The sequence below is a fragment of the Azorhizobium sp. AG788 genome, from assembly GCF_004364705.1.
Classification (GTDB): Bacteria; Pseudomonadota; Alphaproteobacteria; order Rhizobiales; family Xanthobacteraceae; genus Azorhizobium; species Azorhizobium caulinodans.
The window spans coordinates 23,653-40,377 of sequence record NZ_SOBM01000002.1 but is presented as its reverse complement, the minus strand read 5'-3'; the positions used below and the strand labels follow the sequence as shown (position 1 = coordinate 40,377).

The following is a 16,725-nucleotide window of genomic DNA, read 5'->3' as shown; positions in this document are numbered from 1 at the left end:
GCCCTCGTCCGTATGCAGACGATCGCCGTTCGGGCAGACGGCAAACCGGGCGAACGCCAGAAAATGAGCATCTTGTCATCAGTGGCCTGACCGCTAAAGCCGCCTTTGTGTTGTTCCCGATTACGACGGGCGCGCCGAAAGCTTCCGACCAAAAAAGGAGCCGGTCGGGCGACTAAGCTGAACCGGTCTAGAGGAAAGCCAGCTTCACGACAGCTAGCAATGGGATGATGATACCGGTCATAAAACGGGCGCGGAGCTGTATCGTGCTGGATATTCCTGCCGCTATCGTCGTGGTCGGGCTCTTCATTGCCTGTTTCGGTGCACTCATCGTCGGAAAATCCGCCTTCATGGGCTTCGATTATCCGGCGAAAGCCCGCAATGCCGACGGCACGGTCCGCGAAAACGGGGAGTCTCCGGAAATGACCATGGTTCATGCCCTGATGAACCAGACCCATGCCGCCACCATCGGCTTCTGTTGCCTTGCGGCGGGAACATGCATCCAGATGGTGGGAGCGGCAGCCGCCACCCTGTGGTGAGCGAAGCCTCGCCACGTGTGCCTGCCGGCTTCGCCCTTGCGCCTCCGGCCCCAGCGGTGCCATAGCTGTCTTCACAGTGTCCGGGGTCTTCTCGCGCACGCCGGATTGAAGAAACGATGCGGGCCTCTGCCGGTAGCGACGTCGAGTATGCTTTTCTCAGAGCACCGGGACAGATGCCGGGGGCGATCCGCGCTTTCGACTGGTCCACGACCCCGCTCGGCCCGATCTCAAGCTGGCCCGTCTCCTTGCGCAGTGCCGTCGGCCTCATGCTGGCCTCGCACTTTCCCAAGGCGGTAATCTGGGGCCCGTCGCTGACGACCCTCTATAACGACGCGTTCCTGCCCATCCTCGGCAGCAAGCCGGCGCCGCTCGGCCGCCCGTTCAACGAGATCTGGAGCGAGGTGTGGCCGCAGGTGGAGGCCATCCAGCGGAAGGCCTTCGCGGGAGAAGCCACCTTCATCGAGGATTTCCCGCTCGTGATCGAGCGTAACGGGCAACCCGAGCACGCCTATTTCACCTTCTGCTACAGCCCGCTTCTCGATGACGACGGCAACGTCGCCGGCATGCTGGATACGGTCATCGAGACCACAGGCAAGATGGCTGCACTGCGGGACGTCAAGCTCATCAATGGCGAGCTGGAGCACCGCATCCGCAACACGCTGGCCATCGTCGGCGGCATTGCCCACCAGACTTTCCGCTTCGCGGGTTCGCTGACGGAGGCGCGCGACATGTTCAATGCGCGCCTCGCGGCGCTCGGCAATGCCCATTCAGCGCTGACGCAGTCCAACTGGGCGAGCACGCCGATCGAACTTTTGCTGCGCAAGAGCCTGTCGCCCTATCAGTCGGCCGGCAACCAGATCACGCTGGAAGGTCCGGCGCTCGACATCCCGCCCCAGAAGGGCCTGACACTCTCCCTCGCCATCAACGAACTGGCTGCCAATGCCCTGAAGCACGGCGCCCTGTCCACGCCGGACGGACACGTCAGCGTGCAATGGAGCGCCGATCATCCGCCAGCGCTCGACGGGTTCGCCTTGAACTGGATGGAGCGCGGCGGCCCACCGGTGCAGCCGCCGAACCGTACCGGGTTCGGTACGTTCCTGCTTCAGGCGCTGGCGGGTGCGTTCAATGGCACGGCGGCCGCCGACTATGCGCCCGAGGGCCTGACCTTCCGCCTCTCCACGCCGCCTGCGGTGATGCCGACGGACGTGAAGGCCGGGATCAGTTCCCGCTGAAGAGCTGGGTGCCCACCTTGTCACCGGTGGCGATGCCCAGCTTGCGGGCTTCCCCGCCGCCGATCTCGATCACCGCCCGCACCGGCTCGCCGGAGGAGATGGTGGCCTCGGAAAAGGGCGTCGTATTCTCCGCAATGCGGGCGATGGAGCCATCCGCGCGGATGAAGAGCATGTCGAGCGGAATGAAGGTGTTCTTCATCCACATATAGACCGGCTGGTCGCTCTTGAAATCGAACAGCATGCCTTGGCGCTCGGGCAGGCTCTTGCGGTACATGAGGCCGGTGGCCCGCTGTTCCTGCGTACGCGCCACCTCCACCTCGATCATGACCACGCCTTTGCGGGTGACGATCTCCACCGGCTCAAGGCTCGCGGCGTGGACGGCAGAACCGGCGCCAAACGCCAGCAGGCAGAGCGCAACGCAGGCCGCCGCCAGACGGCTCAGAAGGTGGCACGCCGAACGCCCGGAGGGCATGCGGGACAGGAAAGCCGGACCGATCATCGGGATCCCTTGGAGAGGAGTGCTGGCGCTGGTGTGGGCCGAAGGGCGCGGCTTGGCAAGTCCTCCGAGCCCGGCCATTCGGGGCGCCGCAGCGTCAATGGGCGCCGGCGGGCGCGTCCTCCGCCTTCACCTCGGTGGCCATGAGGCCCTTCGGGCCGTCGCCATAGCGCACCAGCACGCTCTGGCCCGGCCGCAGTTCGGTCAGGCCCTGCTGCCGGAGCGTTTCCATATGCACGAAGATGTCCGGCGTTCCCTCGCCCTTCGAAAGGAAGCCGAAGCCGCGCATGCGGTTGAACCATTTCACCGTGGCCCGCTCGAACCCGCCGGACGGGGCGACATGGACACGGCTGCGGGTGGGCTGGGGCACGGGCTGGACGGCGGTGGACAGGTCCAGCGACAGCACGCGAAAGGCCTGAAGACCCTTGGAGCGGCGCACGGCCTCGCAGACGATGCGGGCCCCTTCCATGGCGGTGGTGAAGCCGTCCCGGCGCAGACAGGTGACGTGCACGAGCACATCCGGCCCTCCGTCATCGGGCACGATGAAGCCGTAGCCCTTGGCGGCATCGAACCACTTGACGGCCCCTGACACCTCCAAGAGATCGACGGGCCGTTCCGCCGGATCTTCCGAAGGACTGGTGAACTGCGGCCCGAGACCCAGTGCGTCAGACCCCATGACAACCCCGACAACCGCGCATGCGCGAACCGAGAGGAACCTCAAGGATAGCAAGTTACCGCAGCGACGCACACCCTTTCGTTGCAGCGCGACGCGACATTTTCGGCCCCCCGCCCCTTCCCCTCGCGCGTCCGCTGCGGCACCTGCGGGACCGCCGGCGCGCTAGAGGAAGGGCTCCAGCACATCCCCGATATCGTCCCGCACCACCAGATCCGCCATCTCGTCGAAGTCGGTGGGCTGGCGGTTGACGATGACGAGCCGCGCGCCGTTGCGCCGGGCCATGAGCGGAAACCCGGCAGCAGGATAGACCACCAGCGACGATCCCAGCACGATGAAGAGGTCGCACGTATCGGTGAGCGCCGCCGCGCGGGCCATCTCCCGCTCCGGCATGGCCTGGCCGAACGAAATGGTGGCCGACTTGATCGGCCCGCCGCAAGCCTCGCAATCGGGCGCGATGCCACCCGCCGCCTCGAAGCGGGTCTTCACCCATCCCAGCTCATAACGCTGCCCGCAGTCGAGGCAGGTGGCATAGGTGCCGTTGCCGTGCAGTTCGACCAGATCCATGTCCGGCACGCCAGAGGCCTGGTGCAGCCCATCGATGTTCTGGGTGATGATCCCCGAGAGCCGCCCCTGCGCCAGCAGGTTCGCAAGCGCCCTGTGCCCCCGCCCCGGCTGCGCGCCCGCAAAGGATGCGTCCATCACGAACTTGCGCCGCCAGGCCTCGTTTCGGGCCGCCGGATGGGCGCGGAAGTCGCCGAAGGCGATGGGCTTGTTCCGGCTCCACAGGCCCCCGGGGGACCGGAAATCGGGAATGCCGCATTCGGTGAAGAGCCCAGCCCCGGTAAAGGCGACCGCCCGGTCGGCGGCGGTGAGAAAGTCCGCCAGTTCACGCTGGGCGGTCTTGAGATCGGCTTCGAAAATCATACCTTTGCCCCGCCGGCGCCCCGCCAGGTTTTCCCTCCCCGCCAAGGATCAGCCATGCGCTATCTCCACACCATGGTCCGCGTCACGGATCTCGACGCCTCGCTGGATTTCTACTGCAACAAGCTGGGGCTCGTCGAAGTCCGCCGCAAGGAGGTGCCAGCCGGGCGCTACACGCTGGTCTTCCTCGCCGCCCCCGGACAGGCGGGCGTCGCCGAGGTGGAGCTCACCTACAATTGGGACCCGGAAGCCTATGGCGAGGGCCGCAACTTCGGCCATCTCGCCTTCGAGGTGGACGACATCTACGCCACCTGCGCCAGGCTGCAGGCAGCGGGCGTGACCATCAACCGCCCGCCCCGCGACGGCTACATGGCCTTCGTGCGCTCGCCCGACAACATCTCCGTCGAACTGCTCCAGAAGGGCGGCGCCCGTGCCCCCGAGGAGCCCTGGGCCTCCCTGCCGAACACCGGCAAGTGGTGAGCATTCACCACTGAACGGGACGGGCTCCGGCAGGCCTCGGCCGCCGGAGCCCGTCACTCCATCTGTCGCGCCTGTGAGGCTGTTGGGTGGTGGCTACCGGCCGGCATCCTCGCAGCCGGCATGCTCGCAATCGGCACATCCGTTGCGGCTGTCTGCGAGTTGTCGCAGTGCGCACCGGCAGCGCCGTCCCGGAGACCGGCCGCTCCCGTCTGGCGAACGCGCCTCCTCAAGCCCAGATATCCTCGAGAGCGTGACCTTCCCCTGCCGTTCGCCGACGGGCACCCCGTGATGGTCCTGCCTGCCGGCCGATTGCGGCAGGAAACGACCGCGATACGTTGCCAGCCAAGGATTTTCTCTGAACATACCCACAGGAGAGGGATAGCGGTGCGACAGGCACTTGCGGCGCACCGATCCCCCCCCTATAAGGGCCCTCGCGCGCTGCGCCCTTCGTCTATCGGTTAGGACGCCACCCTTTCACGGTGGAGAGAGGGGTTCGACTCCCCTAGGGCGCGCCACTCGCTTCGCGAGGCCTTGTGCGGCAAAGTTTCTTGATCTGATAACGGTTTGACGGGCTGCGAGTGCTACACTTGCATGCTACGAATGGCCTTTTCGGATGCGCAGAATGAAGTACGTTCAGCGGCGTGCCGGCCGCTATGAATTTCGCTTCCCATTGCCGGATGATCTCGCGGGAAAAGCCGCGCCCTTCGGCGCCCCCGCTTCGCTGCAGCCCCTCATCAACACGGCCACGAAGTGCTTCAAGCGAGAACTCGTCCGCTCGCTGAAGACGAACGAGGCCGCCATGGCCGAGCGCAAGGCGCTGGCCGAGATCGCTGCCACCCACGCCTTGGTCGACGCCGCGCGTGCCTTCGTGAAGGAAGGGCCTGCCGCCTCGATCGCCCCCACACAGATCGAGGCGTTGGCGATCGCCCACGAGAGCCGCATCCTGCGGGGAGACGAAGCGTTTCGCGAGAAAGGTCTCGGCTTCGACCCGACCTTCCACCGCCGCCCTCAGCACGATGGCGGCATGAGTGATGTCGATCTCGACCTCTATGCCTTCGCGATCAAATTCCTCGACCAGGAGCGCCGCGGGGAACTCGCGCGTATGCGGCCCGGCGAGGACATCTCGATGCAGGTCAACAAGGCCATCCGCGAGGCCGGCCTCGTCCTGCATCCCGATGATCCCGCATGGCGCCAGCTTGAGTTGGCCTTCCTGCGAGCCCAGCGCCGCGCCTTCGATGGGATCAAAGCCCGGCTGAACGGCGAAGACGTGCCGTCTCCCCCTCCTCCACCCGCAACACCCGAGGCAGTGACGACCAAAGGCCTCACGATCAACGCGGCTCTCGAACACTGGAAGGGCGGCGGAGGACGTGGCGCCAAGAAGCCTCGTGAAGACTCTGTTTTCGAGGCCAGCCGGGCCGTCCAGCGCTTCGTCGAGATGCACGGGGACATGCCGATCGCCGATATCAGCAAAGCCCAAGGCCGCGCCTTCCGCGACGCGCTGGCGGCCTTGCCCAAATCCCTCCCCCACAAGCTCATTCAGCTCCCTCTGCCGGAACTCCTGAAGAGGGATCTCTCGAAATATCCGGCGCGCAGCGCCCAGACGGTGAACAAGACGCTAGCCCTGCTGGGCGGCATCCTGACGCGCGCAGAGCGCGACGGTCATTTCGATGCTCTCGGTGGATGGACGAACCCCTTTCACGTCGCCTTCGAGATCGCCACCAAGGACAAGGAACCGTACGAGCCGTTCAGCACAGTCGAATTGGCCAAGCTGTTCAACTCGCCCGTCTTCGCCCGAGGGCAGCGCCCGCGCGGCGGCAGCGCCGAGGCTGCCTATTGGTTTCCCGTCGTCGCCCTCTATTCCGGGGCCCGCCGCACGGAAATCGCCCAATTGCGCCTCTGCGACCTTCGCCAAAGCTCCGAGGGTCTCTGGTTCTTCGACTTCAACGACCAGGGCGAAGGCCAGAGCCTGAAGAACAGCTCGTCCATGCGCTCAGTCCCCGTGCACCCCGAATTGGTACGGCTCGGCCTGCTGGCGCATCACGCCGCCCGCCTCACACGGCATCCAGCCGATGCGCCACTCTGGAGCGCCTTCATCCCTCCGATCGCGACGCGCGCCAAGGCCTGGTCCAAATGGTTCGGCCGCTATCTCGGCATTCATGTCGTCGATGATCCTGCCAAGACATTCCATTCGTTCCGGCACACCTTCAAACGCGCCTGCCGCGAGGCCGGCCTGAGCGAAGAGGTCCACCACGCCCTGACCGGTCATTCCGGCGGCGGCGTTGGCCGCAGCTATGGCCGAGAGCGGCGGGAGGACGGCAGCCTAGACAGGGGCATCTCCATGGCCAGGCTCCATGTGGAACTCAGCAAGGTCAAATTCGACATTTTCATCGCTGCACAGAAATCACAATCCGCCAACGACGAGCCCCAAAATGGATGAAAACCAGATCATATCACTTGCGATATCGGAATATCGTTCGGATGCAGAAAAATCAGAACCGGGGATCAGTGAAACTGCGTTAATCAGAGCGTGCGTAGAATCATTAAATGACGATCTAAATCGTAAATTTGAATATATATTGAACAATGCAAAAGATTATAAAATCGGCTCAAAGCGAGATATTCGCATTGAGTATTGGTGCAAACTGGAAGTGTGGTCCGCCGAAGAGGCTGCTTTCCTCGCGATTGGCTTCGACCCCGATGACGCCAAACTTATCGACCGCTGCTCGGACGAAGAGAAGGCCATTTTTCGGGACGTCGAGCGGGCGGTGCGGCGTTTCGTCGACGGAGGAAACACACCATTTCCCCCAGATATAATTTATCACTTAAAGCAGTTCGGATTCGAATTTAGCAAAGAAATAAGAAGCAATATACGATTGAATGAGCGCCGAAAGGCTCGCTTCGAACGAAAATATCGTCGTTTACGGAAAAGTCAGATAGACAATGCCAAACATTTAGACTCATTACTTAAATTAATACTTGCATTCTGCGTCATTCCTCACGAATATACGCAGGGCGCAAGGACACCAGCTGTACAGAAGATTATAGATACGGCCAGAGACCACTACGTTCATATTGACAAGAAAACCGTCAAATCAATCCTCGACGCAGCGGTTAGTCGCTCCAAGTTCCTGATACGAAATAACAAATCCTAGAGAGGGAAATGCGCACCTTGGGCTCGCATTTCCACCTCCCCCAAGCCCGGCCTCTGCCGTCGTAAGTATTGGGCCTCCGCAATCGCGAGGCCTCTTATGCCTACATTACGCAACCGTTCATCACGCGCCAACCCCCCATCATCGCCCTCCCGGACGACGGTGAATGTTACACACGTCTTTTGTCCTGAGCCTCATGTCCGCACTGAAGGAGAGGACAGCCGCCACGTCCCTGAAGCCAAAGCCGGTCAAGCGGCAACTCTCATCCGGAATGTCGCCAATCTGAATGATCAGAAGCTCCACAAGGAACTCGCTCGCGCTGGCTTACCTCATTTTGAGACTGTCGAGGATTGCCGCAAGCGCCAGATCCGGGACAACGCCCTCATGGAGGCTGCCGGTTCGATTCCAAGTCAGCTGCTGCACGCGCTACGTCGCGAAGAATGCGAGGACTTTGACGCTCTTCCATTCGATTCAGGCGCCTCCCATCTCGCGAAACGCCTCTACCGGGCAGAGTGCATCCTCAGCGCGACGCCGCTGATCGAGGCAGCGGGACAGGCGCACCTTCTGACGGCCATCGATTCCACGATGCGAAGACCGGTGGGTAAGCTGCATACCGTTTCACCAGCAAGGATTCTCCGGCGCATAAAGGATTGCCTTCGCCAAACGAGTCAAAACGCACGTGCGATCTGCGGCGTCGAAGCCTGTTTTGACTTAGGCGCCGATGACAACAAATTCTGGGCGCCCCACGTGCATTGTGTGGTGGCCGGCATCAACGCAGCAGAGCTGCGTGACAGCATGCGCGATGCTTTCGCCCACAGCGAGGTGTATCGACCCACCATGGTCCAACCGATAACCTTAGGAGAGGTCGCTCGGACAATCGGCTATTGCACAAAGAGAGGAGATATTCTCAGGCCAGAATACACAGCAAAAAACGGTCGCAAGCAGCGGCGCAAGCAGCGTCTACGTTCTCATTTGCAAGCGGAATTCGCCAGTTGGACTGCAGAATACCGCCCCAAGGACTTTGTGGCGCTCGTCGGCTTCAAGCGTAACGGCCACTATCTCGTAACGACTTAGCACCCCCTCGCGGGAGGCTGCCACCGTACGCGGGTTGCGCCCGCGTGCACATTTGTCACCAGTAATACGCAATTGAACAACGGAGTTGCCAAATGGCATCGGATCCGATCGCCCCCGTGCGCCTGCTCAATACCCTTAAGGACGTGAACACCGGCGAACATTTTGTAGAAATGGACTTTGAAACCGTCGGAACTGGACGCGGAAATATTGTGCTTCCTAGCCAGGTCTGCGCCGACCATCGGGCAGTTCTCCGTGCGCTGCTTCGCGAAGGTTATCAGACGCAAAGCGGCAAAGGCGCTGACCTGAAATGTATCGGTGATGCCGTGACCGCCGTAACTTCCACGGTCCTGGATGTCAGTACACGCGCCGGCTGGCACGGCGAGAGCTTTGTCCTCCTACATCGGACGCTGGGAGGCTCAAGCGGCCCCCGCTTCTTTCGGCCGGCCCCAGCAGCTCACTTGCGGGCCGGAACCCTGGAAGCCTGGAAATCAGGGCTGAAAGCTGGTTGCGGCGCGTCGAGCTACATCACCTTCGCGACCGCCTTGTCGTGCGCTGCGGCGTTGCTCAAGCCGCTCGAAATGCAGGAGGGTGTCATCTTCCAGTTCACCGGCAAAAGCTCCACCGGCAAAACCACAGCGGCGTTGGTCGCTCAATCCGCAGCCGGGCGAGCGACACTGGACACGCTGCTCACGCACGACGTCACGGGGCGAGCGCTCGAAGAGCGGGCGTCGGCTGCCAACGATGGCCTGCTCGTGATCGACGAGACGCAGCGCGTTCATGGCTCCCAAGCCAAGAAGCGCGAGCATATTTCCCACCTTCCTTACGCGCTGGCGTCCGGCAAAGGGCGCGTGCGAAGCAAGAGCGTCAGCGATACCCTCGACAACGTCCACTTCCGGATCGTGGGCTTGTCGACCGGCGAGCTGCCACTGGCTTCATATGGCGAGCGTGAGATGGGCGAAATCCCGCGCTTCATCGACATCCCCGTGCCCGACCCGTATGCCCACGGCGTGTTGGACCGCCTCGATGAGGAGGAGGATGACCCGAAGGCTATCATGCAAGCGGCCGAAGCCTGCATCCAGGCTAATTACGGCGTCGCCACAGAGGCCTTCCTCGAGCAGTTCGTGGCTGATCACGCAGGTAACACCGCAAAGGCCAAGGCGTACTTCGACGGCTTCTTGGCGTCCTTCTGCCCACACGGCAACAGCTGGCAGCAGCGTCTGGCTGGGAAATTCGCCGTTGTGTACGCAGCAGCGGCCCTGGGCATAGAGTTCGGCGTCTTTCCCTTCACAGCCACGCACGCCAAGGAGCGCATCCGCCGCCTGTACCGCAAAGCACGTACAGAAGCGCGAACGGCTGAACAGGCCAAGGTCGCCTTCCTTAAAACGCTGGCGAAGAAGGCTCGAAGCACCCGCTTCCCGAGGATCAAGAAGGGCGAATCTCTCCGGGAAGACCTCAAAGACAAGGCTTATGGCTTTCGACGTGACATGAACGGCGAGATGAGCTTGGCGATCTGCCCGGCAAGGATCGAGCAGCTCGTTGAGCCTAAGCGTCACGCAAAGGCGGTCGTTGAACTCCTGGCAGCAGAGGGGACGCTCGTTCTTGGCCACGACGGAAGGAACGTTACCCAGATCCAAGTGGGAGGCTTCCGCAATCCACGGGGGTGCTTCTACGTGCTGCCCTTGAGCCGTCTGCCACAGGCATCCGCCCAGAGACAGCGCCGAAGAAGGAAAAGACAGTAATCGAGCCTAAGGCGAAGCCAAAAAAGGAAGCCTCTGGCGAAACCCTCTAACAAAAGGGGCTAGAAGCCCATAATTCTTCGCCCCAGAGACACGATCGAGGGGGCTTCCCCTCGATCTAGGCGCTAAAGCAGAGGAAACGACTGATCAATAAAAGATACCTACGCGCATGTGCCATTGCATGGCCTGCGGCCGAGACTTGGCCGAGGCGCAGTTTGTATCACGAATTGAGTTAAAATTCGCAAAATATGCTTCTAAGAGCCCCGTAGAGCCTAGAACAGGCCTTTTTGAGAGAAAAATGCCGTAAAACTGCAAAATATCAAACGGCAGAGACGTTCGTGAATTTGCTACGCAAACTGCCACCCTCGTTAGCACTTCTATATCCCGGAACAAGTGCTAACGGGCGTGCGTTTGTTGCTGTCTCATATGCAGGTTTTGTCGGAGCGCCGTTTTAAACACGGCTGCAGCGGAGCGGCACTGCGATGTCGGCGCAGACTCATTCCTTGCTTGGCGTTAGCACTTGACCGCTGAAGTGCTAACGCCCGAGCAAATTTCTCAGCTGGAAACGTCAGACCTACGCGGGAGCCTTCTTTCGGCGCGTCGCCTGTTTCGGCCGAGGCAGGGGTTCCGGATCAGGTGCAGGCTTGCGGCCGAGGCCTAGCTGCTTCGCCAATGCGGAGCGCGCATTCGCGTAGTTCTGCGCGACCATCGGATACGTGGGCGGCAGGCCCCACTTCGCCCTGTAGGCCTCGGGTGTGAGATCGTAGGACGCCTTCAGATGGCGCCGCAGCGATTTGAACTTTTTGCCGTCTTCGAGGCAGACGATGAAGTCCGGCGTGACCGACTTTTTCACTGGCACGGCCGGCGTTAGCTCAGTGACGATTTCCAGTGCCGGCTGGCCATTCAATCCGTTGAACGTGCTGTAGACGTTTTGAATGAGCTGCGGCAAATCGGCCGCCGCAACAGAGTTGTTGCCAACGTAGTCGGCGACGACCTGCGCGGTCAGTTCGACGAAAAGCGCATTCTTCAGCTCGGACAAGGCGATTCTCCTTCCACGGCACTGCCTGTGCACCACGGGCGGCACATCGCGTCAACTGGGCAGCGCTGATTGTCGCAGAGAGCAACGCCGCCGGAGGCGTGAGCTGCCCCATAGCTGTTTCGACTGCCCTTTCAGCGATGTCCGCTTTGCGCCCCCATTGTGGTCACTGATCTGGGAACGGTCGCGGTCCAAAAGCGGACATGAGCGAGACGTGGCAAGTAATTACGAAGCAAGCGCGAGGGTGTAGCGTCCTCAATTTGGCAGGCCGAATTGCTGGCGCAGCACCTTGTCGAACAACCGCGCGGGCATGAGGCGACGTAGCAAGCTGATTTGTTTCGCCACCTTGCCGACCGGGTAACGCAGCCTGTGGCGCGAAGCCGTGGCGGCCCGAAGCACCGCCTGCGCCACTTCTTCCGGCGTGACCGCCTGCGGCAACGACTTCCTGATGAAGTCATGCACCCAGGCACGACCGCCATCATACTCCGCCTTCTTGGCGTCGGGCTCCAGCGCGCTCTGGTCGAAATTGCCGGTCACCGTTCCGGGCTCGATCAGGGAGACACGGACATTGAAGGCGCGGACTTCGTGATCGAGCGACTCTGAATAGCCCTCAACAGCGAACTTGCTTCCGGCATAATGGGCCGAATATGGCGCAGGGATGAACCCGAGTGCGCTGCTGAGATTGATGATGCGGCCCTGCCCGCGCGCCCGCATCGACGGCAGGACAGCGTTGATGACCCGGACAACGCCGAACAGATTGACGTCGTAAAGGCGCTGAACCTGCGCGGCCGAGGATTCCTCGGCGCCTCCGAACATTCCGACGCCGGCATTATTGACGAGAACATCAATGCGCCCGGTGCGCGCAAGCACCTCCGACACCAGGGCGGCCACGGAATCGTCATCCGTCACGTCGCAGGCCAGCATCGTGACTTGGCTCGGGGCGGTTCCGCCCGGTTTGCGGCTGGTGCCGAAGACGGTGAAGCCGGCCCGCGCCAGGGCTTCGGCGCTCGCCCGGCCGATGCCGGACGACGCTCCCGTCACAAGAGCGGTTTTCGGAGAGAGTGAGGACATAGCTGCTGATCCGGTTTGCGGACGAGGGAACGGGTCCGCCATCGCGGCCCAATTAGTCACCGCCGGCCGGCGTCGTAGGGCCGGCCATGCGTCAGGGTGAGGCGATGCAGCCGTCACTTCAGCCTAAGGACAACCTTGCCTTTGGACCGTCCGGTGTCGAGATAGGCCAAGGCTTCGTTGGTCGCTTCGAACGGGAAAACCCGGTCCATGATCGGGTGGATGATCCCCGCCTCGATCAGAGCCGTGACCTGGCTCAGTTGCCCGCCATCCGCCCGCATGAACAGGAAGGAGTAGCGGACACCACGGGCTTTGGCCTTCCTGCGGATGCCGAAGCTCAGAAGGCGCATGAGCTGACTCAGCATCCAGTTCAGCCCCTGCTGCCGCGCGAATTCGGCGTCCGGTGGGCCGGAGATCGAAATCAGCTTCCCGCCGGGCTTCAGCACGCTCAGGGACTTCATGAGCGTGTCGCCGTCCAGGCTGTTCAGGACGACATCGTAGCCTGTCAGGACTTTCTCGAAGTTCTGCGTCTTATAGTCGATCACGACATCGGCGCCGAGGCTTCGAACCAGATCGACATTGGCGGTGCTGGTGGTCGTCGCGACCGTCGCGCCGAGATGCTTGGCCAGTTGAATGGCGAATGTCCCAACGCCGCCCGAACCCGCGTGGATGAGGACCTTCTGTCCCTTGCGCAAATCGGCGCGGTCGACCAGGGCCTGCCAGGCCGTCAGCCCGACCAGGGGGATGGACGCCGCCTCCTCCATGGTCAGATTCTTCGGCTTCAGCGCGAGATCATCCTCATGGATGGAAATCCGCTCCGCGAAGGTTCCGATCCGGCTATCGCGCGGGCGGGCATAGACCTCGTCCCCCGCCTTGAAGCGGCTGACCTTCGCGCCAACCCGCGCGACCCGTCCCGCCATGTCGTGTCCCAGCACGAAAGGCGGGCGATACGGAAGAAGGGGCTTGAAGGCGCCATCCCGGATCTTGGAATCCAGAGGGTTGAGCCCGGCGGCGTGAATCTCGACCAGGACATCCTCATCACCCAATGAGGGCTCCGGCCTTTCGCCAAAGCGCAGGATGCCGCTCTTCTTGTACCTGTCGAGGATGAAGGCCTTCATGATGGTGTGCTCTCTGGTTTCCTGCGGATTGCCCGCCGCCGGTCGGAAGGACGGGACTGGTGCCGGCGCGCCGGACCGTGGCGGGCAAAGGCTCAGTCGGCCGTCCGGTAGCGCGCGGCGGCGTGTTCCTGGCGGGTGTTCGGCAGCATGGCCTGACGTGCGGCCTGGAAGGCGTTCCACTGCTCCACATCGGGCAGCGGCGGGATCGTGACGGCCTCGCGGCGGTCGAACCCGATCATGGCCGCGTCGACCAGCTCATTGACGTCCATCACCCCGGCCATGGCGTCGACGTCCGCGCCGACGTGACCCCAAATCTCGGTACGCGTGGCGGCGGGGAGCACGGCCTGAACATAGACGCCCTTCGGGCCGAGCTCGAGGCTGAGCCCCTGCGACAGGAACAGCACGAAGGCCTTCGTCGCCCCATAGACGGTCATGCCGAATTCCGGCGCGATCCCGACCACCGAGCCGATATTCACGATCGCACCTTCGCCGGCCTGTGCCAGACGCGGCGCGATGGCACTGGCCAGCCGCAGGACGGCGGTGGTGTTGAGGGCGAGCAGACGCGCGACGTCCTCGGTGCTCTGCTCGATGAAGCTGCCGCCAATGGCCGTTCCGGCATTGTTGACGAGGATGCCGATACGGACGTCTTCGCGCAGGCGGGCCTCGACGGCCGCGAGGTCGGCGGGTTGGGTCAGATCGGCCGTGACGATCTCGATCGCCACGCCGGTCTCTTCACGCAGGCGAGCCGCCAGCGCCTCCATGCGCGCCGTGTTGCGGGCAACCAGCACCAGATCATGCCCACGGCGGGCGAACCGCTCGGCATAAGCCGCGCCGATACCGGTCGAGGCGCCGGTGACGAGAACGGAGGGGTGTGCGGCCATGGGTTGCTCTCTCTTCAATTCGTAGTCATATACATGATGGTCATCATGTTTGATCCTAAATATGATGACCATCATGTAACTGTCAATGACGGGGGCGGAGGAATCTGAAATGAAGGTCAGCCGCGAGCAGATGGCGGAGAACCGCCGCCGCATCCTCGACGCCGCCAGCTTGCTGTTTCGCGACCGGGGATTCGACGCGGTCAGCGTGGCCGAGGTGATGAAGGCCGCCGGGCTCACCCATGGCGGCTTCTATGGGCATTTCAGTTCAAAGGATGATCTGGTCGCGCAGACATTGGCCCATGCCCTCGCGGCGGACTCAGGCGGAAATGGCGATCTCAGTCATTATCTGAGCGCCTATCTATCGCCGCGCCATCGCGACAATCCGGCCGCGGGTTGCCCCACGGCGGGCCTCGCCGCCGCCATACGCCACCAGACCCCGGCGGCGCGCGCGGCGATGACGGAAGGGCTTCGCTCGCAGATCGCCCGTATCGAGACCGCGCTCCCGGAGGTGCCTCCGGAAGACCGGCGCCGCACCGCGATCGGAAGCTGGGCGGCGATGGTGGGCGCCGTCATCCTCGCCCGCGCCATTGATGACCCCGCTCTTTCGGACGAGATCCTGGAGCAGACACGCGCCTGGATCGATGCGGGGATCACGGACGGGTCAGACGTGTAATTCCCAGGCCTGCGAACGGAGTTGGATCGCATCCTCGGCTGACAGTAGGCACCCAGCAATTCGACACGGATTTCGAAGCGGAGATTTCGACGGTCGCCTTTGGTCAGGTTTGGTCTCGGCAATTCATCGGCGCGATATGTCCGCTTCTCCTTTGAAACCCCTAATAGCGGACAGTCTGCCACCGGCCCCATACTGGACCTTCGGATGTCCATAGGGAATGGTCCGGTGCTGGCGCATGTCGCCCTTACTCAGCCGCCGGAATCCGCCCGATCGTGGCGCTGCTCACACCCATGATGCGGGCGATCTGCCGCACCCCTTCGCCATCGGCGCGCAGCTTGGCAATGTATGCCTGCTGCTCGACGGTCAGCTTCGGCTTGCGGCCGAATTTCACCCCGCGCGTCTTGGCTCGCGTTCGGCCCTCGCTGGTGCGTGTGCGTATGAGATCCCGCTCGAACTCTGCCAAGCCGCCGAGAATGGTCAGCATCAGCCGACCGTGAGCCGTGGTGGTATCTGCCCAAGCGTCGGCGAGAGACCGAAATGCCGCACCACGCTCACTCACTTCGGCCAGCACGTTGAGCAGGTCTCGGGTCGAGCGTGCCAGCCTGTCGAGCCGAGCCACTACCAGCACGTCTGAAGGCTTCAGAGCCGCGATGCATTTTCGAAGTTCACGGCGCTCGGTTTTGGCACCACTGGCCGTCTCGGAGAATATCCTCTCGCAGCCTGCAGTTCTGAGGATTTCAATCTGACTATCTAAAGTCTGACCGTCAGTCGAAACACGTGCATAGCCAATCATCATAGCGATGAGATTATGAGACTATTATGTGAGACATGCAAGTCGCTGATTTATAAGGCGCGCATGCGTGTCTCAAATATTTTAATTTAAGAGATCTATTGGAAGAGAGCGTTTATCTGCTCCCTTTCTTTATGAATCGTGATTGGTGCGCCTCGCGACCGAAGTCCCTTTTGGAGAAGAGGTCACCTGGCCGCTCCAGCGTCGCGAAACAGATTATCCGCCGGCTGCTGAGCCTGCCGCGCGGCCTCGTTGGCGGAGGCAGACGCAGTGGGTACAGACATCGATGAGCTAGACCGTCATTAAAAGCCCCCCCCCCCTGCGGGCAAGGCTATCGCATTTGGGCGAGGGCTCGGATGAGCGGTCGTCTTCCCAAGCGCATCGCTTGAAACGCCCGCGGATTGGGGGGGGGGGCTTGGGGCAGTCCATCTGGTCGGCGACGTTGAAGGCCCGGCGATTGGCGAGGGGAAGATAGGCCGGGACAAGGTCGCGGCGGGACCTGAGCGTGTCCTCGACCGCGCGAACCCACTCTGAGAAAAAAAAGGGGGGGGCGGCGGATCCAGCAGCGGAAGGACACGGCCAATAGTGTCGCGGCTTGGCGGATGATAGGCGCCGATCAGTTGCACCATCACCGCGGGCTTGGATCGCGCGAACTGCGCGAAGTCCACGCAGGTCTCCCGCCTCACAGCGCCGAGGCCGCTGCCAGGAGGAGGATGTCCGCCAGACGGTGATGCGCATCACCGGCCCGTGGGTCGGTGATGTCCTCTAAAATAGAGAGCGAACAGGCCATCGGCGGCGCCTTCTTCGCGTGGCCCACCAATCGAATCCCCGGCCCTCAAATCCGCAAACAGCCAAATGC

17 protein-coding genes and 1 tRNA gene are annotated in these 16,725 nt (G+C 62.5%); 9 read left to right on the top strand and 9 right to left on the bottom strand.

The features are described 5' to 3' along the window. Nucleotides 1–263 precede the first annotated feature (263 nt). Both DFO45_RS04185 and DFO45_RS04180 read left to right on the top strand, forming a co-directional pair. Nucleotides 264–536: a hypothetical protein gene (locus DFO45_RS04185; RefSeq protein WP_133863897.1), complete on the top strand. Its 273-nt coding sequence runs from the start codon at nt 264–266 to the stop codon at nt 534–536. Between the two features lie 173 nt (nt 537–709). Then, complete coding sequence (locus DFO45_RS04180) at nt 710–1,768, top strand: PAS domain-containing sensor histidine kinase (protein WP_166657045.1); 1,059 nt, start codon at nt 710–712, stop codon at nt 1,766–1,768. Here DFO45_RS04180 and DFO45_RS04175 read toward each other — a convergent pair. The 3 genes from DFO45_RS04175 to DFO45_RS04165 all read right to left on the bottom strand — a co-directional run bounded on the left by DFO45_RS04175 (nt 1,755) and on the right by DFO45_RS04165 (nt 3,864). Further along, complete coding sequence (locus tag DFO45_RS04175; RefSeq protein ID WP_245517948.1) at nt 1,755–2,267, bottom strand: DUF192 domain-containing protein; 513 nt, start codon at nt 2,265–2,267, stop codon at nt 1,755–1,757. The two genes, DFO45_RS04180 and DFO45_RS04175, sit on opposite strands and share 14 nt — an antisense overlap. Before the next feature lie 94 nt (nt 2,268–2,361). Then, on the bottom strand, nt 2,362–2,940 hold the full coding sequence (locus tag DFO45_RS04170) for a cold-shock protein (protein ID WP_012170463.1): 579 nt from the start codon (nt 2,938–2,940) through the stop codon (nt 2,362–2,364). A gap of 162 nt (nt 2,941–3,102) precedes the next feature. Next, complete coding sequence (locus DFO45_RS04165; RefSeq protein WP_133863895.1) at nt 3,103–3,864, bottom strand: Sir2 family NAD-dependent protein deacetylase; 762 nt, start codon at nt 3,862–3,864, stop codon at nt 3,103–3,105. 54 nt (nt 3,865–3,918) lie between these two features. Here DFO45_RS04165 and DFO45_RS04160 point away from each other — a divergent pair, with 54 nt between their 5' ends. The 6 genes from DFO45_RS04160 to DFO45_RS04135 all read left to right on the top strand — a co-directional run bounded on the left by DFO45_RS04160 (nt 3,919) and on the right by DFO45_RS04135 (nt 10,303). Then, on the top strand, nt 3,919–4,341 hold the full coding sequence (locus tag DFO45_RS04160; protein ID WP_012170461.1) for a VOC family protein: 423 nt from the start codon (nt 3,919–3,921) through the stop codon (nt 4,339–4,341). A gap of 440 nt (nt 4,342–4,781) precedes the next feature. Further along, nucleotides 4,782–4,856, top strand: a tRNA-Glu gene (locus DFO45_RS04155). A 107-nt stretch (nt 4,857–4,963) separates the two neighbouring features. After that, nucleotides 4,964–6,778 (top strand): site-specific integrase, encoded by a 1,815-nt coding sequence (locus tag DFO45_RS04150; protein WP_133863894.1) that lies wholly within the window; start codon nt 4,964–4,966, stop codon nt 6,776–6,778. Then, nucleotides 6,771–7,493: a hypothetical protein gene (locus DFO45_RS04145; RefSeq protein ID WP_133863893.1), complete on the top strand. Its 723-nt coding sequence runs from the start codon at nt 6,771–6,773 to the stop codon at nt 7,491–7,493. Before DFO45_RS04150 ends, DFO45_RS04145 begins: the two co-directional genes overlap by 8 nt. 159 nt (nt 7,494–7,652) lie before the next feature. Beyond that, on the top strand, nt 7,653–8,564 hold the full coding sequence (locus DFO45_RS04140; protein WP_133863892.1) for a hypothetical protein: 912 nt from the start codon (nt 7,653–7,655) through the stop codon (nt 8,562–8,564). A gap of 92 nt (nt 8,565–8,656) precedes the next feature. Then, complete coding sequence (locus DFO45_RS04135) at nt 8,657–10,303, top strand: DUF927 domain-containing protein (RefSeq protein WP_133863891.1); 1,647 nt, start codon at nt 8,657–8,659, stop codon at nt 10,301–10,303. Between the two features lie 571 nt (nt 10,304–10,874). Here the strand turns inward: DFO45_RS04135 and DFO45_RS04130 are convergent. The 4 genes from DFO45_RS04130 to DFO45_RS04115 all read right to left on the bottom strand — a co-directional run bounded on the left by DFO45_RS04130 (nt 10,875) and on the right by DFO45_RS04115 (nt 14,403). Next, nucleotides 10,875–11,339, bottom strand: coding sequence for a MucR family transcriptional regulator (locus DFO45_RS04130; RefSeq protein WP_133863890.1), 465 nt, complete (start codon nt 11,337–11,339; stop codon nt 10,875–10,877). A gap of 252 nt (nt 11,340–11,591) precedes the next feature. Continuing rightward, nucleotides 11,592–12,407 (bottom strand): oxidoreductase, encoded by an 816-nt coding sequence (locus DFO45_RS04125; protein ID WP_208299741.1) that lies wholly within the window; start codon nt 12,405–12,407, stop codon nt 11,592–11,594. Nucleotides 12,408–12,520: 113 nt separating this feature from the next. After that, nucleotides 12,521–13,522 (bottom strand): NADP-dependent oxidoreductase, encoded by a 1,002-nt coding sequence (locus DFO45_RS04120; RefSeq protein ID WP_133863889.1) that lies wholly within the window; start codon nt 13,520–13,522, stop codon nt 12,521–12,523. A 92-nt stretch (nt 13,523–13,614) separates the two neighbouring features. After that, nucleotides 13,615–14,403: an SDR family oxidoreductase gene (locus DFO45_RS04115; RefSeq protein WP_133863888.1), complete on the bottom strand. Its 789-nt coding sequence runs from the start codon at nt 14,401–14,403 to the stop codon at nt 13,615–13,617. 109 nt (nt 14,404–14,512) lie between these two features. Here DFO45_RS04115 and DFO45_RS04110 point away from each other — a divergent pair, with 109 nt between their 5' ends. After that, complete coding sequence (locus DFO45_RS04110) at nt 14,513–15,076, top strand: TetR/AcrR family transcriptional regulator (RefSeq protein WP_133863887.1); 564 nt, start codon at nt 14,513–14,515, stop codon at nt 15,074–15,076. A gap of 244 nt (nt 15,077–15,320) precedes the next feature. Here the strand turns inward: DFO45_RS04110 and DFO45_RS04105 are convergent, their stop codons facing one another. Together DFO45_RS04105 and DFO45_RS25400 are read right to left on the bottom strand one after the other, a co-directional pair. Further along, entirely contained in the window at nt 15,321–15,872 is a 552-nt protein-coding gene (locus DFO45_RS04105) for a recombinase family protein (protein WP_133863886.1), read from the bottom strand. 676 nt (nt 15,873–16,548) lie between these two features. Beyond that, nucleotides 16,549–16,683, bottom strand: a complete 135-nt coding sequence (locus DFO45_RS25400; RefSeq protein WP_280960276.1) for a hypothetical protein — start codon at nt 16,681–16,683, stop codon at nt 16,549–16,551. Nucleotides 16,684–16,725 lie beyond the last annotated feature (42 nt).